At 73.3% G+C, this 21,572-nt stretch carries 16 protein-coding genes; 10 read left to right on the top strand and 6 right to left on the bottom strand.

The genetic code is table 11. The annotated features are described in order from the left end of the window. The first annotated feature begins 91 nt into the window (after positions 1 to 91). The 4 genes from ACH4E7_RS12285 to ACH4E7_RS12270 all read left to right on the top strand — a co-directional run bounded on the left by ACH4E7_RS12285 (position 92) and on the right by ACH4E7_RS12270 (position 5,265). A complete protein-coding gene (locus ACH4E7_RS12285) occupies positions 92 to 2,461 on the top strand; it encodes a helicase C-terminal domain-containing protein (protein WP_396248970.1) in 2,370 nt (789 codons plus the stop codon). Positions 2,462 to 2,730: 269 nt separating this feature from the next. Then, positions 2,731 to 3,177, top strand: a complete 447-nt coding sequence (locus ACH4E7_RS12280) for an anthrone oxygenase family protein (protein WP_396248969.1) — start codon at positions 2,731 to 2,733, stop codon at positions 3,175 to 3,177. Between the two features lie 209 nt (positions 3,178 to 3,386). Further along, complete coding sequence (locus ACH4E7_RS12275) at positions 3,387 to 4,931, top strand: AMP-binding protein (protein ID WP_396248968.1); 1,545 nt, start codon at positions 3,387 to 3,389, stop codon at positions 4,929 to 4,931. A 151-nt stretch (positions 4,932 to 5,082) separates the two neighbouring features. Next, positions 5,083 to 5,265 (top strand): hypothetical protein, encoded by a 183-nt coding sequence (locus tag ACH4E7_RS12270; RefSeq protein ID WP_396248967.1) that lies wholly within the window; start codon positions 5,083 to 5,085, stop codon positions 5,263 to 5,265. A gap of 7 nt (positions 5,266 to 5,272) precedes the next feature. Here the strand turns inward: ACH4E7_RS12270 and ACH4E7_RS12265 are convergent, their stop codons facing one another. The 3 genes from ACH4E7_RS12265 to ACH4E7_RS12255 all read right to left on the bottom strand — a co-directional run bounded on the left by ACH4E7_RS12265 (position 5,273) and on the right by ACH4E7_RS12255 (position 12,490). Beyond that, the gene (locus ACH4E7_RS12265) at positions 5,273 to 6,262 is read right to left on the bottom strand and encodes an ABC transporter ATP-binding protein (RefSeq protein WP_396248966.1); all 990 of its coding nucleotides are present in this window, start codon (positions 6,260 to 6,262) and stop codon (positions 5,273 to 5,275) included. A gap of 106 nt (positions 6,263 to 6,368) precedes the next feature. Beyond that, positions 6,369 to 9,176, bottom strand: a complete 2,808-nt coding sequence (locus tag ACH4E7_RS12260) for a hypothetical protein (protein WP_396248965.1) — start codon at positions 9,174 to 9,176, stop codon at positions 6,369 to 6,371. Further along, complete coding sequence (locus ACH4E7_RS12255; protein WP_396248964.1) at positions 9,173 to 12,490, bottom strand: ABC transporter permease; 3,318 nt, start codon at positions 12,488 to 12,490, stop codon at positions 9,173 to 9,175. The genes ACH4E7_RS12260 and ACH4E7_RS12255 overlap by 4 nt, the downstream gene beginning before the upstream one ends. A 403-nt stretch (positions 12,491 to 12,893) precedes the next feature. Here ACH4E7_RS12255 and ACH4E7_RS12250 point away from each other — a divergent pair, with 403 nt between their 5' ends. Then, positions 12,894 to 13,631, top strand: a complete 738-nt coding sequence (locus tag ACH4E7_RS12250) for an ABC transporter ATP-binding protein (RefSeq protein WP_396248963.1) — start codon at positions 12,894 to 12,896, stop codon at positions 13,629 to 13,631. A 637-nt stretch (positions 13,632 to 14,268) separates the two neighbouring features. Here ACH4E7_RS12250 and ACH4E7_RS12245 read toward each other — a convergent pair. Next, on the bottom strand, positions 14,269 to 15,891 hold the full coding sequence (locus ACH4E7_RS12245) for an alpha/beta hydrolase (protein WP_396248962.1): 1,623 nt from the start codon (positions 15,889 to 15,891) through the stop codon (positions 14,269 to 14,271). Between the two features lie 249 nt (positions 15,892 to 16,140). Beyond that, positions 16,141 to 16,473 carry a hypothetical protein gene (locus ACH4E7_RS12240; RefSeq protein ID WP_396248961.1) on the bottom strand — a complete coding sequence of 111 codons (333 nt, stop codon included), beginning with the start codon at positions 16,471 to 16,473 and terminating at the stop codon, positions 16,141 to 16,143. A gap of 130 nt (positions 16,474 to 16,603) precedes the next feature. On the opposite strand from ACH4E7_RS12240, the gene ACH4E7_RS12235 reads away from it, so the two are divergent. Further along, on the top strand, positions 16,604 to 17,278 hold the full coding sequence (locus ACH4E7_RS12235; RefSeq protein ID WP_396248960.1) for a TetR/AcrR family transcriptional regulator C-terminal domain-containing protein: 675 nt from the start codon (positions 16,604 to 16,606) through the stop codon (positions 17,276 to 17,278). A gap of 4 nt (positions 17,279 to 17,282) precedes the next feature. Here the strand turns inward: ACH4E7_RS12235 and ACH4E7_RS12230 are convergent, their stop codons facing one another. Then, on the bottom strand, positions 17,283 to 17,897 hold the full coding sequence (locus tag ACH4E7_RS12230; protein WP_396248959.1) for a TetR/AcrR family transcriptional regulator: 615 nt from the start codon (positions 17,895 to 17,897) through the stop codon (positions 17,283 to 17,285). Between the two features lie 217 nt (positions 17,898 to 18,114). On the opposite strand from ACH4E7_RS12230, the gene ACH4E7_RS12225 reads away from it, so the two are divergent. The 4 genes from ACH4E7_RS12225 to ACH4E7_RS12210 all read left to right on the top strand — a co-directional run bounded on the left by ACH4E7_RS12225 (position 18,115) and on the right by ACH4E7_RS12210 (position 21,346). Next, positions 18,115 to 19,290 carry an FAD-dependent monooxygenase gene (locus ACH4E7_RS12225; RefSeq protein ID WP_396248958.1) on the top strand — a complete coding sequence of 392 codons (1,176 nt, stop codon included), beginning with the start codon at positions 18,115 to 18,117 and terminating at the stop codon, positions 19,288 to 19,290. A gap of 56 nt (positions 19,291 to 19,346) precedes the next feature. Further along, the gene (locus ACH4E7_RS12220) at positions 19,347 to 19,868 is read left to right on the top strand and encodes a MarR family winged helix-turn-helix transcriptional regulator (RefSeq protein ID WP_396248957.1); all 522 of its coding nucleotides are present in this window, start codon (positions 19,347 to 19,349) and stop codon (positions 19,866 to 19,868) included. A gap of 126 nt (positions 19,869 to 19,994) precedes the next feature. Further along, positions 19,995 to 20,483, top strand: a complete 489-nt coding sequence (locus ACH4E7_RS12215) for a hypothetical protein (protein ID WP_396248956.1) — start codon at positions 19,995 to 19,997, stop codon at positions 20,481 to 20,483. Further along, positions 20,480 to 21,346: an NmrA family NAD(P)-binding protein gene (locus ACH4E7_RS12210; RefSeq protein WP_396248955.1), complete on the top strand. Its 867-nt coding sequence runs from the start codon at positions 20,480 to 20,482 to the stop codon at positions 21,344 to 21,346. The genes ACH4E7_RS12215 and ACH4E7_RS12210 overlap by 4 nt, the downstream gene beginning before the upstream one ends. Positions 21,347 to 21,572 lie beyond the last annotated feature (226 nt).

Genomic DNA, 21,572 nt, shown 5'->3' with positions numbered 1-21,572 from the left:
CGACGTTCCTCAACGCGACGAGGTGTTCCCCATCAGCAAGGCAAGCGCATCGGCCCTGGCCACGTGGCTGGGCGGTCTCGACACCCCCGGGTTGGCACGAGTCCTGGCGGCGCGTCCGGACGCGGTGTCGGCTCCGGAACCGCGGTCGATCGGTGAACTGGCGGACCGCCTTCAGCGCCCGGCGTCGGTGACGCTGGCGCTGCCCCGGCTCGTGCTGCCACACCTGCAGGTGGCGGAGGCACTCGCCGCACTGACGTCCGCGTCCCGAGACGCTCTGGCCGAACTCCTGGACGCGTCGGACGGGGAACGTGCTCGCGGGCTGGAAGCGGCCTTGGCGGCGCTGGCCGATCGCGCCCTGGTGTGGCCGGACGGCGACGGGCTGCTCCGCATGGCGGCACCTCTGCGGCAGGCATGGGGTTCGCCACTCGGGCTCGACGCACCACTGGCGCAACTGCTCGCGGGCACGACCTCCGACGAACTGGGCCGCATGGTGGCGAAGCTCGGGATCAAGCCCGTCGGCAACACCAAACAGAAGCGGCTGGAGGCGCTGGTCGACCACCACGGCGATCCGGCCCGGGTCGCGGCACTGGTGGCCAAGGCCCCTGCCGCCACCCGGGAACTGCTGGAGCGGCGGGCGAACCGGGCTTCACAACGGCTTCCCCTCATCATGTTCGGTGCGCCGCAGACCGACGCCGATCCCGGCGCTCGATGGGCGCTGGAGCGGGGCCTGCTGCTTCCGGACCGCCATCGGTACGGTCCGGCCCGCATGCCCGCAGAGGTGGCTCTGGCGCTGCGCGGCGCCGGCTGGCACGCGCCGTTCACGCCTGTCCCGCCCTCCGTGGAGGCGGTGTCCGTCACCGCTTCGGAACTCGAGCGGGAGGCCACCGCCGCCGCGATGGCGTTCTCCGCCCACGCCGCCTCCGTTCTCAGGGTGTGCGCCGCGTCCCCACCGGCTCGACTGAAGGCCGGCGGCATCGGCGCCCGCGAGCTGTCCCGGATCGGCAAGGCGACGCAGTGCGACGAGATCACGGTGCGCCTCGCGCTGGAGACGGCGGGCCAGGCCGGGCTACTGGCCCGGGACGACGACCGGGTCGCCGCGACCGAGGCCTACGACACCTGGGCCGAGGAGGAACCGGCCGACCGACTCGCCGTGCTGCTCCGAGCCTGGCGGAGCCTTCCGCTCACCCCCGGCGGCAGCCGCGACGAGGAGGGGAAGGCCCTGCCCGCCCTCGCCGGAGCGCCGGCCTGCACCGGCTGCGTACAGGCCCGGTCCGGGCTGCTCTGTGCCGCGGCGCAGCTGCCGACCGGCACCGGCGCGGCGCACTCGGCGGACCTGGGGGCGCTGATCGTGTGGCATCGTCCGCTGGCGGACGAACTCCCCCAGGACACCACGCCGTTCGCCACCCTGATCCGCGAAGCGGAACTGCTCGGCGCACTCGCCCTCGGGGCCCTGTCCCCGATCGGGGCCGCCCTGCTCACCGATGACGCCGAAGCGCTGACGGACGCCTGTCGACGGCTGCTGCCCGCCGCCACCGGGACGGCCCGCTTCGGCAGCGACCTCACGGCCGTGGTCGCGGGCACGCCGTCGGCTCCCCTCGTCACGCTGCTGGACTCCGTCGCGGACCGGGAAACCTTCGGCGCGGCGTCCGTATGGCGGTTCGGCCCGGGAAGCGTCCGGCGCGCCCTCGACGCGGGCCTCACGCCCGACGCCCTCACGGCCGACCTGGCCGCGGTCGCCGTCGAACCGCTTCCCCAACCGCTCGCTTACCTGATCCATGACACCGCCCGCGGCCACGGCCGGGTGCGCGTCGTCCCGGCAGCCTGCGTGATCCACGGCGAGGAACCCGCACTCCTCGCCGAACTGGCCGCCCACCGCAAGCTCTCCCCGCTCGGTCTGCGGCAGTTGGCGCCGACCGTGCTGATCAGCCGGACCCCGCCGGACAAGACGCTCGCGGCATTGCGAGCCGCGGGCTACGCCCCCGTCGCCGAGAAGCCCGACGGGTCCGTCCGCATCGAGCGGGCCCAGCGCCGCCGTGCGGCGGGCCCGGTACCGCCCCCTCGCGTGCCCGGTGGCAGGTCCCGCAGCCGGCGAACGGACGTCCGGGCCGCGGACGCCCGGAGGGCCGTCGACGTGAGCGCCCTCGCCGCCAGGCTGGGCGGTGCCCCGCAGGACACCGCGGAGCCCGACCCGCGGGAGGGCCGCCCGTACGCCAGCGACACCGAGGAGACCATCGCCGGGTACGCGCGCAACCTGTCCTTCACCGACGTCCGCCAGCTGGCCCATGCGGTCAGCGAGGGGCACGCGATCACGATCGAGTACGTCGCCACCTCGGGCAACGCGACCGTCCGTACCCTCAGCCGACTCGAACTGGACGCCCCGTACCTCCACGCCTGGTGCCACCTGCGGGACGACGAGCGCATGTTCACCATTTCCCGCATCCACGGGGTGATGCCCGCGTAGCGGGTACGCGGGGGCGCTGAGCGTTCGGGCCCGCGTCGCGCTCGGGTCGGACGGCCGCGGCAGCAGCCCGCTCCTCGTCCATCGCGGTGGTGGGGAGTCGGTCCACGGTCGAGATCTGACATGTCATGAAGCCGACCCGGCTCAGGCCGTTCGACGCGTGGAAGTGCTAGCAGCGCTAGACATTCGAGCATCGACACTTCTAGCATTGCGTCAGAACCTAGCGGCGCTAGAAACGTGCGGACGCGTCGCATCGGAGCCTTGGAGGGGACATGCAGAACGCACTCGCCGTCGTCACGGTCGTGGTCGTCGGCCTACTGGTGGGCGTGGAGTTCGCGGTGGCGGTCTTCGTCAACCCGATCGTCGACGGGCTGCCGCACAACGGCGGCCTCGCGGCCCGCAGCGCGGGGGCCAAGCTGCTCGGCCGGGTGATGCCGTTCTGGTACATCGGCTCGGTGGTGCTCGGCGCGGCCTGGTCGGCGGTGGCCTGGGGCGGCGCCGGGGCGGGGCTGGTCGCCACGGCGGCCGGACTGCTCGTCCTCAGCGTGGTGATGTCGGTCGCCCTGCTCGTCCCGATCAACTCGCGGGCGGCGCACTGGACCCCCGAGAGCGCCCCGGCGGACTGGCGGGAGCAGCTCGGCCGCTGGGACCGTCTCCACTACGTGCGCGTGGCCGCCATCGTCACGGCGTTCGTCCTGCTGGTCGTCGCCCTGGCGTGAGGACCGACCGCCCTTCCAGCGGGACGAGGGCCGCAGAGCGGCTGCTGGGCGGCTGCTGGGCGGCTGGGCGCGGATCCCGTTCGAGGCGGCCGGTTCACCTCGCCCGCGGGGCCCATCCCTCCCGCCCCTCCCGTGACCGCCGTGACCGCAGCGCACTCGCGGTGCCGGCACCCACTAGGCTGACGCACCGTCAGACAGGGAGGGTGGGCATGACAGAGGCAGGTCCGACGTACACCGGGCTGGTGCTGGACGGGCTGGCGCGGAACCCGGGGCGGGTGGCGCTGCGGCGCGGGGACGAGGCGCTGACCGGCCAGGACTGTCTGGACGCGGTGTTCCGGATGGCCCGTGCGCTGGAGCGGGCGGGGTTGGGGCGCGGGGACGGGGTGACGGTGCTGGCCGGGAACCGGCCGGAGGCACTGTTGGTGCGGCTGGCGGCGAACCTGATCGGGTGCCGGGTGACGATGCCGTATCCGGAGGGTCCGGTTTCCGAGCTGGTGACGCTGGCCGAGTTCGTCGAGACGACGGCGCTCGTGTTCGATCCGTCGACCTGCTCCGCCGCGGCCGACGCGATCGCGCGAGCGCTCCCGTCCGCCGGCCTCTTCGCCCTCGGCCCGACGGCACTCGGCGCGGACCTACTGGAGCTCGCCGCGGCCTGCTCCCCCGCACCCTCGGAGCCGCGGTACGAGCCCGAGGACGTGATGGCCGTGCGGTTCACCAGCGGCACCACCGGACGGCCGAAAGGCGTGCTGCGCCGCTTCGCGCGCCCGCCGCGGCCCGCGCTGCTGTCCGGGGCGTCGTTCCTGCTCTGCACGCCGCTGTGCCACGGCGGCGGTACGACGGCGGACTTCGCCCTGGCGGCGGGCGGCACGGTGGTGCTGCAGGAGGGATTCGACGCCGGCGAGGTGCTGGCGGCGATCGAGCGGCACCGGGTGTCGCGGGTGTACCTGCCGCCGCATCTGCTCTACGCGCTGCTGGACCACCCGCTGCTGGCCGCGACCGACACCGGCAGTCTGCGCCGGGTCGGCTACACCGGCTGCACCCCCTCGCCGCGCCGGCTGGCGGAGGCGACCCGGCGGCTGGGGCGGGTGCTGCACCAGACCTACAGCCTGACGGAGTGCGGTCCGGTCTCCCGGCTGAGCCCGGACGAGCACCTGGCGCCGCGGCTGCTGATCACCGCCGGGCGTCCGTACCCGGACACCGAGGTGCGCATCCTGGACGAGGAGGGCACACCCCTGCCGCCCGGCCGGACCGGGGAGATCTGCGTGCGCACCCCGACCGCGATGGCCGGCTACTGGCGCGACCCGGAGCTGACCGAGCGGGTGCTGCGGGACGGCTGGCTGCACACCGGTGACCTGGGCAGTCTGGACGCGGCCGGTTTCCTGACGGTGGCCGGGCGGCGGGACCCGATGGCGATCGTCGAGGGGCACAACGTGTTCCCCCTTGAGGTCGAGGAACCCCTGCGGATGCACCCGGACGTCCGGGAGGCGGTGATGTTCGCGACCATCGACCCGGACCGTCTGGAGCGGGTGAACGCCGCGGTGGCCCTCGCCCCGGGCGCGCGGGTGACGGCGGAGCAGTTGCGCCGCTGGGTGGGCGAGCGCGGGGACCCTCGGTGCACCCCGGACGCGCTTCTGCTCCTCCCCGCGATCCCGCTGAACAGCCTGGGCAAGCCGGACCTGCCCGTGCTGCGCGCCCTGGTGACCGCGCGGGCCGGACGGCCCGTCACCGCCGCAGGGGCGCGCGATGGGGTGTGACGCGCCCCGTCAACGCTTCGAGCGACCGCGCGGGCGGCCTCTCGCGCGGGCGCTCGGTGGGAAGAACCGACCGTGGGCACTCGACCGTGCGGGCCGAACTCCCGATACACCTCGGCGGCGTTCCCGCGCACCGTCTCCAGGAGGCCCTCCCTTGACCTGGCTACGCGTCCTCACCGCACTGGGCATCCTCGCCGTGGCGGCCAGCGCCCTGCTCGTCTTCGCCCGCTGCACCGCCACCTCCCGAGGGGAGCGCGACGCCGAGGCCGCGCCGCCCGACCTGCGGAGGGACGCCGAGGGCAGCGGCCTCTTCCCGCGGATGGACGGTGACGACTGAGGCCGTGTCAGTGCCCGGCCAGATCGTCCGGCCGGACCTCGATGTGGTCGGCCGCGAGGTCCACCGCCACCCGGTGCTCCATCCCGAGCGCCTCCAGGAACTTGACCGGCAGCTGCACCCGACCGGTGCGGTCCAGCATCACGTACTCGCGTTCGTTGATCGACTCCTCGCCGTGCTCGTCCGTCACGGTGCGGCGCAGCACCTCGCTGCTGGTCCGCCCGTCCCGGATGGCGACCGTGCGGCGCACCTCCCCCGCGACCATCGGGTCGTGGGTGACGATGACGACGGTGGCGCCGAGTTCCCGGTTGACGGTGCGGAAGGCCTCGAAGATCACCCCGCCGGTCTCGGAGTCCAGCTCACCGGTCGGCTCGTCGGCGAGCAGCACCGGCGGGTTGTTGGCCATCGCCACCGCGATCGCGACCCGCTGCTGCTGACCGCCGGACAGCTCGCCGGGCCGTCGGTGGGCGAGGTCGCCGATCTCCAGGGCCTCCATCAACTCGGCTACTCTCACGGCCCGTTGCTTCGCTCCCCCGGCCCCGGACCGTCGGCCGCGCAGCTGCATCGGCAGGGCGATGTTCTCGGCGGCGGTCAGGAACGGCAGCAGGTTGCGGGCGGTCTGCTGCCAGATGAAGCCCACCACCTCGCGCCGGTAGCGCAGCCGCTCCTTGGTGGACATCTCCAACAGGTCGCAGCCCGCCACGGTGGCGGTGCCGGCGGTCGGCACGTCCAGTCCGGCGAGGATGGTGAGCAGGGTGGACTTGCCACTGCCGGAGGCGCCGACCAGAGCCACCAGGTCGCCCTGCCGGATGGTCAGTTCCAGGCCCTGCAAGGCCTGGACCTCGATCCCCTCGGCGCTGAAGATCCGCACCAGCCGGTCGCAGACGATGGCCGCCCCTTCTCCGTACGCCTTGGGCGAGGCGGCGGCGAGGGCCCGCTGCCGCAGCTCCTGCAGGCTGGGGGCCTCGGCGGCCGGCCGCTCCTGGGGGGTGCTCTTCACGGCTGGTCTCCTGTCTCGACGGTCTCGACGCTCTGCTTCATCGCTCCGGTCCCCACTGTCCCGGCGGTCCTCGCCGCTGTCACGGCCCGTGCCGCTGATCCCGTTGTCATGACCGCTCCCCGGCGCGCAGTTCGGTGGCGATCTGCCGCCGCCCGGCGACCAGCGTCTCCACCACCACGCCCAGGCAGACCAGCAGGGCCAGTCCGGCCGTGGGCAGCAGCACCGGCATCAGCGCGGGGGTGATGGCGTCGCCGACCTTGGCGCCGACCAGCGTCGAGATGTCGAAGGCCGATCCGAGCAGGGCGACCGCCGCGACCGCGACCAGGCCGCCGCCGACGGCCGCCGCCAGGGTCTGCGGCAGCGCCTCGGCGACGATCAGCGCCAGCCCCTGACGCGGCCGCAGCCCCATGGTGCGCAGCCGGGCGAGCACGGCCGTCCGGTCGGGTGCGGCCCGGAACAGCGTCAGCAGCACGGCGAGCAGGGCGAACCCGGCACTGGCGGCGGCCGCGTACCAGAACAGCCGTCCCGCGGCGTGCTGCAGCGGGTCGGCGGCGAGCGCGGCGGCGGTCTCCCGGCTGCTGTGCACCGTGTATCCCGAGGGAAGGCCGTGGGTGGCCTTGCCGCTCGCCGCTGCAGCGTCCGCGATCAGCTTGGCCAGACCGACCGGCTGGGCCCCGCCGTTCTCCCGCAGCGCCGTCCTGACCCCTTCGGGGTCGACGTCGCCGACGGCGAACCACTCGTTCACCCGCTTGGCGTCCGGCAGTCGCTCCCAGGCGGGGCCGGCGGGAACGACGACGAACGGCTTGCCCGGGTCCGGCAGCGCGGGGGTGGCGCCGACGGTCGCGGCGACGGTCAGGCGCAGGTCATTGCCGTTGGGCGTGCGCACCTGGGACGACCCTGCGGCCAGGCGCTTGGCCAGGTCGCGGCTGACCAGGGCGGGCACCGGGGTGTCCCGGCCACCGGACGTCCCGGCCAGCTTGGCCGGATCGAACTCGCCGACCCCGAGGGTCCGGGCGATCTCGGCGTACGCCGCCGGATCGACCACCATCACCAGGTAGGCCTCGGTGTAGTTCCGGTCGGCGTCAACGATGCGGATCTTGGGCTCGACCCAGACCGCGGTCGAGGCCCGGACGCCCGGCAGCTCGCCGGCGGCCTTGGTGAACGACTCGGTCAGGGTGGCGTAGCCCGGGAGGGAGACGCCGATGTCCCCGCCCGTGGCGATGCGCGCGGCGCGGGTCCGCACGTGATCGACGGTGTCGAGCACGGTGGCGCCGAAGCCGGTCGCGGTGACGGCGATCAGCAGGGCGAGCAGCGGCAGCACGGAGGGCTTGCGGCGTCCCGAGCTGTCGCGGGCGGCCCGGGCCAGGCCGAGGAAGCCGATCAGGCCACGGCCCCGGCCGGCGAGGGCGGACAGCCAGCCGACCACCACCGGCTCGATCCGGGCCAGCAACGACCCGCCGGTGGCGGCGAGCAGGAGCGGGGCGGCGACCAGCAGCGGATCCAGCCCGGCACCGGTGCCGACGCCCCGGCGCCGGACCTCCGCCACGGCCGCGACGGTGACCGCCAGGACGGCGAGTTCGCCGACCAGCCGGCGTCGGCCGCCGGCCGCCCGCCCACGCGCCCACAGCAGGGCCGCGCGGGCCGGGAAGGCCAGCAGGGCGATCAGCGTTGCGACCAGGGCCGCCAGCACCGAACGGTCCCACCGGGGGGCGGGCAGCAGCACCAGGGCGAGGGTTGTTCCGAGTACGGCGGCCGGCAGGACGGTGACCGCACCCTCGCCGATCAGCCGTCGCAGCACCCCGGCGAGGGAACCACCGCGGGCCCGGAGCAGCCGGATCTCGGCGGTGCGCCGGTCGGTGGTGAGGGCGGCGGCCAGGAACAGCACCACGGTGGCTACGCCCGCTACGGCGGCCGGACCGATCGCGCTGAGCGGCAGCGAGGCCCGGTAGCGCTCGTCCGCCCGGGTGAGGATGTCGGGCAGGATCGAGCTGGTGTGCAGGTCGGCGCGTCCGGTCGAGCCGGCCAACGCGGTGGCGTCGCGCCCGGTCAGGAAGGAGCTGATGACGCTGCGGGTGCGGTCGAGCCGGTCTGCGTGCAGCGAGGCGGGGTCGACGGGCAGCCGCCAGAAGATCTCGGCGTTCGAACCCCAGTGGGCCATTGCAGGCAGGCTGTCGCCGTCGACGAACCCGCTGGTCGTCCAGTGCTCGCGGTCGGGGTCGGTGATCAGGCAGGCGCGGACCGGGCAGCCGAGGTCGTCCCAGAACGGGTCCAGGGGATCGTTGGCCTGGTAGAAGCCGACCACCACGGTGGTCCGCTTGGCACCCGAGCCCTCGACGCCGTTGTCGATGACGTCACCGAGCTTGATGCGGATGGTCTCGGCGGCCTTCTTGCTGATCACGATCGGCAGCGGGCCGCCGACGGCACCGGGGGTCGGCCAGGTGCCGTCGGTGAGGGTGGCCCGGCCGGCCAGATCGTGCAGGTAGAGCAGGCTGAGGTCCGGGAGGGTCCTCTCCGCGATCCGGGCGTACCCCGGATTGCCCATGGTGCGGGAGCCCAGGGCGCGGGCGCCGTAGGCCTCGCCCGACCGGGCGAGCGTCAGCTCTGGGCCGACCGTCTCGATCAGGGTCTGCTGCACCCGGTCGAGCTTGACCGCTCCGTCGTCGTCGAGGACCTTGGAGGTGGTCTGCAGGCTGGTCGAGGTGAGACCCTTCTGGCTGACGTAGTCCTGGAGCGCCGCGTCCGCGCCCCGGTCCGCGATGCGGGGGAAGGCCGCCGCCAGGAAGACGGTGACGAACGCGAGGGCCGCCATGAGCAGCGCGGCCAGCGGGTTCGCCCGCAGCCTGGTGCGGACCCAGCGCGCGGGGCGGTGGGCGGTGTCGGGGGTGGGCACACGGGTGCCGGCCTGGGTGGTCACATCTCCTCCACGTGGCGCAGCCGGTTGGCCACGTCTCGACGGCGGCGTCCGATGAGGAAGGCCGACAGCAGCGGGGCGACGGCGATCGCGGCCGCGAACAGCAGGGCCTGGCCGACGGGCAGGTCGATCAGGGCCTCGGGTACCGGTGGGCGGGCGGCGGGCGTCAGGACGACGAACGGGACGATCAGGTGGACGAGCAGGGCGCCGAGGGCGAGCCCGACGGTCCCGCCGAGTCCGACCAGCAGCGCCTGTTCGGCCGCGACGGTGCGGGTCACCTGCTTGCGCGGCGCGCCGAGGGCGAGCAGCAGCGCGGAGTCCCGGGCGCGCTCGTGGGCCGAGCCGGCCACGGCGGCGACGAAGCCGATCGCGGCGAGCACGGCGGTGACGAGCGCGATGGCCATCAGCGCGTTCTGCGGGGCGGCGCCCACGGGGTCGCTGAGCATTCCTCCGGAGACCTCGTCGTAGAGCTGGACGTCCTGGGAGCCGGGGGCGGCCCGCAGGGCGGCGGCCAGCTCGGCCGGAGCGCGGTCGCCCGGCCCGGTGGCCGGCAGCCACCACTCGGCGTGGCTGGGCAGGGTGCGACCCTGGGCGGCCAGCAGCCGCGCGGTGGTGGCCAGGTCGACGACCAGAGCGTTGCGACCGGTCGCCGGCACGGCCTGGACCACCCCAGTGATCTTGACCTGGACGACGGCCCCGGCGAACGGCACCCGGAGGACGTCGCCGACCGAGCCGCCGACGAGCTTCAGGTAGTCCTCGGTGGCGACGCCGCTCACGACGCTAGGCGCCTCCACGCCCGCGATGCCGAGGACGGCCCGCAGGGAGACCTTCGCCGAGGCGTAGTCGACAGTGAACAGCCGCCCGGCGTCGGCCGGTTCGGGCCGTACGGTGACTGGCGGCGCGGCCCCGCTCCGGAGTGCCGGCCCGTCGACGACATCCCCCTTCCAGGAGAGGCCGGCCGGCACCGGAACGTCGGTCGCGGGCCCGTCCGCGCTGTCCGAGACGGCCAGCCGACCGACGGTCACCTCACCCACGACCCGGTCGCCGAAGGAGACCGTCGCCCCGACCAGGGTCAGCGGTGCGGCGACGGAGCCCACCGGGGCGTCGACCAGCGTGCTCAGCGGGGCCGAGGCGCGCTGCTCGCCGTTGACCGGGAGGTCGGCGAACGGGGCCTTGTGGACGTAACCGAAGCGGTCCCGCAGCAGCAGCGTCACCTCCGGCGGAGACGGGATCGGCGGGTGCAGGCCGTTGTTGTCGAACACCTGCCGGATGGCCAGGTCGGCGTCGATCCGCAGCGGGCGGCCGGGCAGCGTGACGCCGGCCTTCGCGCCGGTCGGCGCCGGCTGGGCGAGCGTGCCGAACGCCTTCGCCCGGTCGACCCCGCCCAGCAGGTCGTCACGGTACGGGACGCGGTCGGCGAGGGCGGCGGAATCCACCGCGAGCACCTGCCCGTTGCCGTTCGACAGCGCCTGGTCCTCGCGGTCCACCGGGATCAGCCGGTCGCCGCCGGGCAGTGCGCCGAAGTGGCCGCCCTGGCCCATCAGCGCGGTGTGCGAGGCGGAGATGCGCAGGCCGCCGGCCGTGTTGAAGGACGCCTGGTCGTGCTGGGAGGCGGTCCAGGTGGCGTGCTGGCCGAGCGCGAGCACTCCGGTGGCCACGGCCATCACCAGCAGCAGGACGGGCCCGGTGGCCCGGGCGGGCTGACGGGCCAGCTGCCAGCCGACCATGGCCGGGCCGAGGCCGCTGCCCCGGGCGGCCACCCGGGCGGCCAACTTGGCGGCGAGCGGCAGCAGCCGCAGCACCACCAGGGTTCCCGCGCACAGGGCCAGGGTGGGGGTGGCGACCAGCAGCGGGTCGACACCGAGCCGGCCGGAGGAGTCGACGGACAGTCCGCCGCCGTACTGGTCGAGCTGCTGGTAGGCGAGCGCGGCCAGGGCGAGCACCGCGAGGTCGCCGCCGTTGCGGGCGATGCCGGAGACCAGCGCCTGACGACGACCGGCCCGCAGGCGCAGGGCGGCACCGGCACCGCGCAGCAGGCTCGGCACGATGGCCAGCACGATGCAGACGAGGGCGCAGAGCACGGCCACCGGCCAGAGCGTCCAGCCGATGCCGGTGTCCAGGACCACCTGGTGGGACCGGCCGAGACCGGCCAGGACGCGGACCAGGAACGGGGTGAGCAACGGTGCGAACACCGCTGCGGGGAGCGAGAGCAGCACCAGCTCCAGGGCGGTGAAGCCACCGAGCCGGAGGCCGGAGGCGCCGCGGGCGGCGAGCAGCTCGTTCTCCCGCTCCTGACGGGCCGAGATCAGCCGGACGACCAGCAGCAGGGCCGCCGTGGCGAGCACGGCCAGCTGGAGGGCTCCGATCAGCAGGGTGGACCGGGCGACCATCAGACTGGCGGACAACTCGCGCATCACATCCGGAAGTTCCGTCGTCGCAGCCAGTGACGAGGTCTTCCGCAGATCCTCGTTCAGGCCCTGGGCGCGGTCGCCGATGGCCTCGGCGGCGTCCTGGTCGACGCCCGCGAAGTCGGCGTCGAGCAGCCAGCCGCGGCTGGTCTGCGGCAGGCTCCCCGCGGTGAAGACGCTCTGGTCGACCATCATCGGGCCGAAGGTGGTGAAGCCGCCGACCTCGACCTCGTGGCCGCCGACCGGGTCGATCCGCCAGTACGGGTCGAACGGGTCGACGGCCCGGTAAGCGCCGGTGACCCGGACGGTCAGCGGCTTGCCGTCGAGCCGGTCGGCGAGCTGGACGTCGGCGGGCAGCGCCTGTTCGCCGAGGCCGAGCCGGGTCAGCATGGTCTGCGGCACGGCGGCCTGCGGGGCGGTGGACTGGACGGGCCCGGCGGCGACGCCCGGCCAGGCACCGGCGACCAGCCGGGCCCGGCCGCGGTCGACGTCGGCGAGGACCGTCAGGTCGACCCTGGCCCCGGCGGGCTGACCGCCCGACGTGGCATCACCGGCCGTGCCCGATGCACCTGCTGCACCCGCCGCGGCGCCGACGACCGGCAGGCCGTAGGAGCGGCTGCGCAGGAGGCTGTCGGTGCGTACCGGCAGGTCGCCGAAGAGCTTCCGCCGGTAGCCGGCGAGCGCCTCCTCGTCCTTCGTCCGCTGGTCCAGCCCGTGTTCGACGGTCACCACCACGGTGGTCCGGGCATGGCCGGGGCCCTGGAGCGCCTGCCGCAGGCCGGCCTGGCCGACACCGCTGTTGAAGGTCACCAAGGCGGTCAGCACCGCCGTGGTGATCAGCACCGTCAGCAGGACGGCGGCAGCCAGCGGCAGTCGCCCGCGCAGTCTGCGCACGACGAAGCCGAGCATCAAATTCCTCCCCCGGTTGCATCCCCGGTCGCATCCCGGCCCCACTCATCGATCCGATCCGAGCACAAAACGGCTACAGACGGACACCCCACGGGCACACCGGCGCAGTGATCACCGGCAATCGGTCGCCGGATAGCGGACGATGCTGTCAGATTCGATCCTGGAACGGAAGGGACTTGCGCGAATCAAGTAAGTAATGAACAAATTCCTTGCATTGGTAGCATCCCCGCCGGAGAGGCCACGCCAAAACGACATGCACACTTCACAACTCCGGCTTCACCGCACTCCTTTGACCAGAATTTTCGCTTTCTCGACTTTTCCGCTCGGGATCGTGAACCCGCGCAGCCATCGCACCCGTTGACCCGGACAGAACCGGGTCGCCACGCCCACAGGGGGACGCCGAATGACGCAGCACCAGGCCGACACCGCAGCCGCCACGACCCCCGCGCCGATGGTGGCCGTGACCGGCCTCCGGCGCAGCTTCGGCACCGGCGAGCGGGCCGTCCACGCCCTGCGCGGCGTCAGCTTCTCGATCGAGCGCGGTGAACTCACCGCGCTCAAGGGCCGATCCGGCTCCGGCAAGACCACGCTGCTCAACCTGGTCGGCGGCCTGGACGCGCCGACCGGCGGCAGCATCGCCCTGGACGGCATCGACCTCGCCGGACTGGACGAGGACGGCCGCCTCGCCCTGCGCCGGGAGCGGATCGGCTTCGTCTTCCAGTCCTTCGGGCTGATCCCGATGCTCACCGCCGCCGAGAACGTCGGCGTCCCGATGCGGCTGCGCAAGGTCCCGGCCGCCGAGCGCGAGGAGCGCGCGCACACCCTGCTGGCCCTGGTCGGCCTGTCCGACCACGCCAACCAGCGCCCCGGCGAACTCTCCGGTGGCCAGCAGCAGCGCGTCGCCATCGCCCGCGCGCTGGCCAACGACCCCGGCCTGATCATCGCCGACGAGCCCACCGGACAGCTGGACTCGGAGACCGGCCGCTCGATCATGGAGCTGCTGCGCGCGGTGGTCCGCAGCGAGGGCGTCACGGTGCTGGTCGCCACCCACGACCCGACGCTGATGGAGCTGGCCGACCGGGTGATCGAGCTCCGCGACGGGCGGATCGTCGAGGAGGAGGCGGCAGAGCAGGCGGCGTAGCGGCGTCGGACCGGGGGGCGTTGAGCGTCGCGGCGTCGGACGTGGTGGCATCGGACATGGCGGCCTCGGACGCGGTGGTCCGCCGGGTGCCGCCGCCGCGCTCGGGCTGCGGCCGTTTCGGGTCCGGCGCACCACGGGTCGCCGGTCAGGCCCGGGGCGGTCGGATCGTCGGCCTCGTCGCCCACCAGCCGGATGCAGGCGGGACCGCTGCGCAGCCTTGGCTGGAGCCCTGGCTCAGCGTCCGGTAACGGGGATCGCCGGGCAGGATCGACCGCCCGGAGAATTCGTGCCGCACGGCCTTTCCCCCGCTTTCCCACGTTCGAGAGATTCTGGCGGGCCGCCCGCCAACACGGCTGTTCGACTTTGTGATCCATTGACAAATCGGCGTGGCAGTACGCCACTTCCTGGAATACGTCGGCGATCTGCTGCGGCTGTCACCGGGGCCTCGATTGTCAGTGGCGTCGACTACGGTTTCTGACGACTGTTCAGAATCCGTTCCACTGGAGGTTCGATGACGATCCTCTGCCGCACTGTCCGCGCGCTCCGGGGCCTCAGCCGGAGAAGACGGCTGTGGTGGCCGGCGGGGCCGACCACCACAGACCCGGCCTCAACGGCCGGGCGTTCGAGGGGAGATCCCTCAGACCGCCGGGAAGATCTCGGCGTCCGGCTTCAGCAGCTGGCCCGGCTGCGGCGCGGCGCCGTCCACCAGGTAGCGGGTGACCAGCCCGTTCAGCGCCTTGCTGCGGCCGACGGCGCAGTGCTCGATCGAGTCGACGCTGACCAGCACGGCGTTGCCCAGCTCCTGCTGCATGCGCTGGGCGAACTTGTACTGGGTGGCCGGGTCGTAGAGGTTGCCGATCACCATGACGGTGTTGGAGGTCTTCTTGTTCCACGGGCCGCTGAAGCGCTCGGCGTCCCGGGCCGGGGCCGGCCAGCTCGCGCAGGCCGGGGCGTCGAAGGCCTGGTAGCGGCCGAAGGTCGGGGACTCCTGCTCCCAGGCCCGGGCGACGTTGGCGAACACCCGGTCGTTCGACGGGTACGGCTTGTCCTGGCAGTTGACGCCCATGTAGGAGTCGTCGGCGGTGTACTCGGAGTCGGCCGGGGCCTCGCGCAGCGCGCGCGGGACGTTCACCGTGAGCTGGTTGGCCTCGTCGTCCGGGGCGGTCGCCTTCGGGGCCAGCAGGGCGGCTGCGGCCGGCTTCTGCATCACCTGGTAGGTGGCCTGCAGCGACTTCGCCAGCGGAGCCAGCTTGGCCTGCGAGTACAGGGCGCTGGCCACCTCGCTGGTGAAGCTGCTCAGGGTCACCCGGGAACCGCTGGACAGCGTGATCGGGCTGGTCCGCAGGTGGTCGCGGAGCTCGTCGAACTTGGCGCGGGTGTCGCCGTCGCCGAAGGCGCAGCGCGGGGCGCCGGCCGCCTGGCAGCGCTTCAGGAACTCGTCCAGGGCCAGCTCGAAGCCGCCTGCCCGCTGGCGGTCGTACTCCAGGCCGTTGTGCAGGCGCAGGTTGGGGTCGACGTTGCCGTCGATGATGATCGCGCGCACCTTGTTCGGGTACATGTTCGCGTAGGTCGAACCGATCAGGGTGCCGTAGGAGAATCCGGCGAAGGTGAGCTGGGAGTCACCGACGGCGCGGCGCATCCGGTCGAGGTCGCGCACCACGTTGATGGTCGACATGTGCTCGATCAGCGGGCCGGCGTTCTTGCTGCAGGCGTCGGTGTAGTCCTGGTCCGCGTCCAGGGTGTCGTCGATCTCGGCCTTGGTGACCGGCACGCCGACCATGCGGTTGTTGACCGCGTCGGCCTCTTCCTGGGTCTTGAAGCACTTGAGCGGGTTGCTCCGGGCCACACCGCGGGGGTCGAAGCCGACCAGGTCGAACTTCGACTGCACCTCGGCGCCGAAACGGGTGGTGGTCGCCCACATGTAGCCGCTGCCGCCCGGGCCGCCGGGGTTGAGGAACAGCGAGCCGATCCGCTTCGACGGGTCGCTCGCGCGCCGCCGCATCATGGCGATGCCGACCTTCTCGCCGGACGGGTTGTCGTAGTCCAGCGGCACGGGGTAGACGGCGCAGTCGTAGATGCCGGGGTCCGGCTTGCTCGGGTCCGGGTTGCACGGCTTCCAGTCGACAGGGTCGACCTTCGCCTCGGCGGCCGCGGCACCCGGCGCCTGGTCGAACGGCGCGGCGGACGCGGCGACGGCGGTACCGGTGACAAGGGCGAGCGCGCAGGTGACCGCTCCGGCCAATGTGGATATGCGGGACAAGGAACCTCCTCCGTACTGAAAGGGCGGCCCCAGACTGTCAGCCGGAGATCTCCGTGTGAAGACCTCGAAGCGGCGGAAATGTTCGCGACTTCACGTGATACACGGTCGGAATATTCTGTGAATGAACCAACTTGACGGTTGATTGACCTGATGGTGATTCGACTCGCGACGGTTCTTCGCGCCGACGGCCGGCGGCGGTAAGCCGGGCCGCGGGTCTCCGGCGTTGCCCGCGGCCCGGAGGGTCGACCGCTACTCAGCGATCGGCCGCGACAGGTTGTCCTCGGCAACGACCTGGTAGACCGCGTTCAGGCTCGGCGGGCCGACCAGGTCCTTGATCCGCTCGAAGCGCCGCTCCTCGACCGGGGCGAGCTTCTCCATCCACGCCTGCATGGACTCCGGCCCGTGGTCGCCCTCGATGAGCGCGATGGTGATGACCTCCTGCGAGTCCTCCAGCGCGGTGGCGGTGATCAGCCGGGTGCGCGGGTCGTCCGGGAACACCTCGTCCGGGATCCAGGCCTTGCGGAACTCCCCGTATTCCACACCTTCGTTGAGCTTGCGCACCATCACGGCGACGAGCTGCATGACGTCCTCCCCCAGCGCGTTTCTTGCAGTGCAAGAACCTGACGTCGACTATTGTTTTCTTGCGCTGCAAGAGTTGTCAAGGCCCGGTCGGGACCACCCGCGGGGCCATCCCGGGACTCAGGAGGAGCAGATGCCGGGCCGACGCACACGCCCCAGGACGGGCCTGACCCGCGAGAAGATCATCGATGCCGCCCTCGCCCACGTCGACGAGCACGGCCTCGCCGCGCTCTCCAACCGCAAGCTCGGCGCGGCGCTCGGCGTCGAGGGCATGACGCTCTACTACTACGTCCCCAGCAAGGCCGCCCTACTGGACGGCATGGTCGAGCGCATGCTGGAACTCTCCGCCGGGGACCTCTTCGCCGAACCCAGCGGCCCCTGGACCGACGTGGTCCGGGACTTCGCCGTCGCGCTGCGCCGGATGCTGCTGGACCACCCGGCCATGCTCACCGTGATCGCCACCCGCCCGGCCGCCACCCCGGCCGCGCTCGCCCTGCTCGAACGCGGCGTCGCCGTGCTGCGCGCGGGCGGCGTTCCACTGGCCGACGCGCTCAACGTGCTGAACTCCGTGGTCCGGTGGACCCTGGGGCACACCCTGGGCGAGGTCGGCGAGACGCCCCACCACGAGGGCACCGAGCCGCAACGCGAGGAGTTCACGGAGCTGGACCGGGACACCTACCCCCACCTGGCCCAGGCCTTCTCCACCGGCGAGGGCCTCGACTCCGAGCAGTGCTTCCACCGCACGCTGCGCATCCTGCTCGCCGGCTACGCCGCCGAGTTGGAGCTCGCACAGGAGGGTGACTCGTGACCGGCTAGCCTCCGTTCGCGCCCCGCAGGGCGGCCGCCACCAGGCCCTGGATCTCGTCCGTTCCGGTCTCTCCGCCTCCCACCAGGCGGTCGAAGACCAGTCCGTCGATGCAGGCCAGCAGGGTGGCGGTGCGCCCGTCGGGGTCGGGGACGCCCCGACCGGCGAGGAAGGCGCGGACGGCGGCCCGCCCCGCATTCTCCCGCGGCACGAGGATCTCCCGCAGTTCGGGATCGCGCACGCTCTCCACCGCACAGGCGTACCGCGCCAGTGACCTCCGCCGCCCCTCCCCGGTCAGCCGATGGCGCATCAACTCACGGATCCCATCGATCAGTTCACCATCCGATCGGATCACCACCCGCTCCCCCATGGCCTGCAGCTCACCCTGGTCCAGCTCGACCAACCGGCGCACCAGGGCGGTGAGCAGCGCCTGCCTGGTCCGCAGATAGGCGGAGGTGGTGCCGACCGGCAGACCGGCCGCCGCATCGACCGCCCGGTGGGTCAGCCCCCGTACGCCGGCGTCCGCCAGCACGCCGATCGCCGCATCCGCCAGCACGGTCCGCCGATCGGACCGCCCCGCCCGACCGGTGCCGACCTGCCCCTGCTCCTCATCTCGCCACATCCCCCCTTTCTACCGGCACCGGTCCACGGGGCGCCCACCCCGGTGGCCGAGGGCGGCCGCGCACAGATCGCCGAGCGACCGCTCACCGGGCCTCCCGACGGGCACCCGGACCAGCCCCGCGACGCCGGAACAGCCCACCCCCGCCCGCCCGACAAGCCCGTAGTACGCTCCTTCTACAGCTGTAGAAAGCAGCGCGGCGACACGGGAAGGACCGGGCATGGGCAGCAACAGCGCGGTGGTGGTCGGGGGCGGGATCGGCGGATTGGCGACCGCGATCGGGCTCCGGCTGGCAGGGTGGGACGTGACCGTGATCGAGCGGACGGCGGTCCTGGACGACGCCGGGGCCGGGATCTCGCTCCACGCCAACGGCATGCGGGCGCTCGCGCTCCTCGGGGTGGGCGAGGCCGTCGAGGCGGCCTCCCGTCGGCAGTACACCGGTGGAACGCGGACGCCGGACGGGCGTCGGCTCGCCGTGATGGACGGCGAGGCGTTGGAGCGGGAGCTGGGCGCGCCGATCGTCGGTATCCCCCGCGCGGACCTGCACCGCATCCTGCGCGAGGCGCTGCCCGCCGAGTCCCTGGTGATCGGCGCGGAGGTGACCGAGGTCGACACCCCCCAGCCCTCCCGGGTCACGGTGGGATACGACGACACCACTCTGGAGGCCGACCTCCTGGTGGCAGCCGACGGCATTCACAGCCGGATCCGGCGCCGCCTCTTCCCCGCTCACCCCGGCCCGGTGTACAGCGGCTCGACGGTGCTGCGCGCGATCACCGAGCGCCCGGTCGACGGGCTGACCGCCGACTTCGAGCTGACCTGGGGCCACGGCGCCGAGTTCGGCCACATCGCCTTCCCGGACGGCCGGGCCGAGTGGCACGCCTCGCTGAACGCCCCGGCCGGGGTGCGCTACCGGGACTCCCTGGCCGAGGTCCGCCGCCGCTTCGCACGCTGGCACGACCCGATCCCCGCACTGCTGGCCGCGACCCGCCCGGAGGACGTGCTGCACCATGACGTCAACGAACTGGTCACCCCGCTGCCCTCGTTCGTCTCGGGCCGGACCGCCCTGCTCGGCGACGCCGCGCACGCCATGACGCCGCACCTCGGCCAGGGCGCCTGCCAGGCCCTGGAGGACGCGGCGACCCTGGCGGCGGCGGTGGCCGAGGGACGGACGGTCGAGGGCGCGCTCGCCCGCTACGACGCAGCGCGCCGTCCGCGCAGCCAGACCGTGGCCCGCGACGCCCGGCGGGCCGGCCGGATGGGCCAGCAGCTCGCCAACCCACTGGCGGTCGGCCTGCGCAACGCCGCGATCCGGCTCACCCCGCCCGGCGCGATGGTCCGGGCCGTCCTGAAGCACGCCGACTGGACGCCGCCCCGGATCGCTCCCCGTGCCGCCTAGGCACGATCCGTCGAGCTCACTTGACCGGCGATCTGATTAGGTGCCATATTATCGACATGACGCCGCACCACGGGGCCGATCCGGCCTCCCCCACCCTCGACCAGGCCCGCCGCCAGATCGCCCGCTACGGCCTGACGGCCGACCCGCAGGCGGTCCTGGTCGCGGCCCGGCTGATGGCGGCGGGCGCCCGGCTCGGCCAGGCCGGCGAGGTGCACTTCGGCCGCTTCGGGCTCTCCACCGGCCGCTACCGCCTGCTGTCCGACCTGGAGGACCACGACGGCGAGAAGTCACCCTCCCAGCTCGCGGCCAGCCTCGGAGTGTCCCGGGCGACCGTGACCGGACTGGTCGACGGCCTGGAGCGGGAGGGCCTGGTGGCCCGCCGCCCGTCCACCGAGGACGGCCGGGGCAATGTGGTGATCCTCACCGCGCGCGGCGCCGACAAGCTGCGCGACCTCGCACCCGAGCACTTCACCCGGATGCAGTCGCTGGTCAGCGGCCTCTCCGTCGAGGAGCGGGCCACCTTCCTCGACCTGCTGGCCCGGGTCGTCGCGGGCATCGACGCCCTCACCGAGGACTGACCCGACCCACCCCGAAGGCGGGCCCAGGCGGCCCGCCTTCACCCCGCCCCAATAGTTAGGCACCTAAGCATAAATACTTAGGCGACTCATCAAAACCGGGACACCAGAACCGCACAAGGAGGACCCATGAGCAAGAAGGCCCCCGGCGCACCCCCGCCCTTCGTCCTGTGGCGGGAGGTCCTGACCGCCTACGCCATGCCCGCCGTGATGGCCGGCCTCGGCGGAGCGGTCACCCGGCAGCCGCAGCTGGTCGTCGCCGCGCTGACCACCATCGGCGGTACCTCCGCCGCCGTGGCCGCCACCCTCGGCTCCGCACTGCGCCGCCGCCCCGCCCCCACCCGACCCGCCCGGACAGCCCGCGCCCTCGCGGCCGCCGGGTTCGGCCTGGCGGCCGCGGCGCTCGCCCTGGCCGTGGGTCTCGGCGCCGCGCACTGGCTCCCGCGGATCCCGCCGCTCGCCGACAGCCCCTGGCCGCACCGGTTGCCGATCGACCTGCCGGTCTCCTCGGCGATCGCGGCCACGATCATCACCTGGCGCTGGCGCGGCAGCCGCCCCGCCCGGGAACCGCAGCGCCGACTCCACTCCGCAGCCCGACCCGAAAGGCAGACATCATGATCGTCATCATGGGTGCCGGCGGCGCCACCGGCGGCGCCACCCTGCGCAGCCTCGCCGCCCTGGGCGCCACGAGCCGTGCGCTCAGCCGCGACCCCGCCCGACTGACCGCCGGACTCGACGACCGCACGCTCGCCCGCACCGAGACCCTCGCGGCCGACGCCGCCGACCCGGACTCACTGCGGGCGGCCTTCCGCGGCGCGCACCAGCTGTTCCTCACCATGGCCAACGGCCCGCACCAGGTCCGGCACGAGCTGAACGCGATCGACGCGGCCGTCGCCGGCGGCGTGCAGCACATCGTCAAGGTCTCCGCGCCCGCCGCCGAGGCGGACTCCCCCGTCGCCGTCTCCCGCGGCCACCACCTGATCGAGGAGCACCTGCGCTCCTGCGGCGTCCGCACCACGATCCTGCGGCCGTACGCCTTCATGCAGAAGCTGCTGCTCCTGGCCCCCGGCATCGCCGCCGCCGGGGTGGTGCACGGCGCGATGGGAGGGGCGCGGTGCAACTACGTGGACGCCCGGGACATCGGCGACGTCGCGGCCGAGGTCCTCACCCGCCCGGAGCTGGGCGGCGACACCTACCCGCTCACCGGTGGGCGGGCGTACAGCCACCCGGAGCTCACCGCCCTGCTGGGCGAACTGCTCGGCCGACCGGTCCGCTACCTCGACCTGACCCCGGCCGAACTGCACACCCACCTGACCGGCCGGGCCGGAATGCCGGACTGGCTGGCCGCCCATGTGGTCGAGATCCAACAGCTGGCGGTGGTCCGCGAGGAGTCGCCCGACGACACCTTCACCCGCCTGGTCGGGCGCGCCCCGCGCACTCTGGAGGCCTTCCTCGGCGAGCACCTCCACCGCTTCCGCTGAGTACCCCGTCGGCGTGGCGGGCCGGGCCCGAGGCCGAAACGCCGGGCCCGCCACCCGAAGGGAGCAGCGTCCGCTGTGGCATGGATCACCATCCGGAATTCGCCCTGACGATTCGTCACTTGGACTGACGCTTCGTCACATCAGAGCGACAAGGCATCAGTTGTTGACTGATCACTCGTCAGATCAGGCCATTCCAAGCGCAGTTGAGCCGAGTGTCCACTCCTGC

The sequence above is a fragment of the Kitasatospora sp. NPDC018058 genome (genome assembly GCF_044327205.1).
Taxonomy (GTDB): domain Bacteria; phylum Actinomycetota; class Actinomycetes; order Streptomycetales; family Streptomycetaceae; genus Kitasatospora.
Note: the sequence above shows the minus strand (reverse complement) of the source record. Positions and strands in the feature narration are given on the sequence as shown.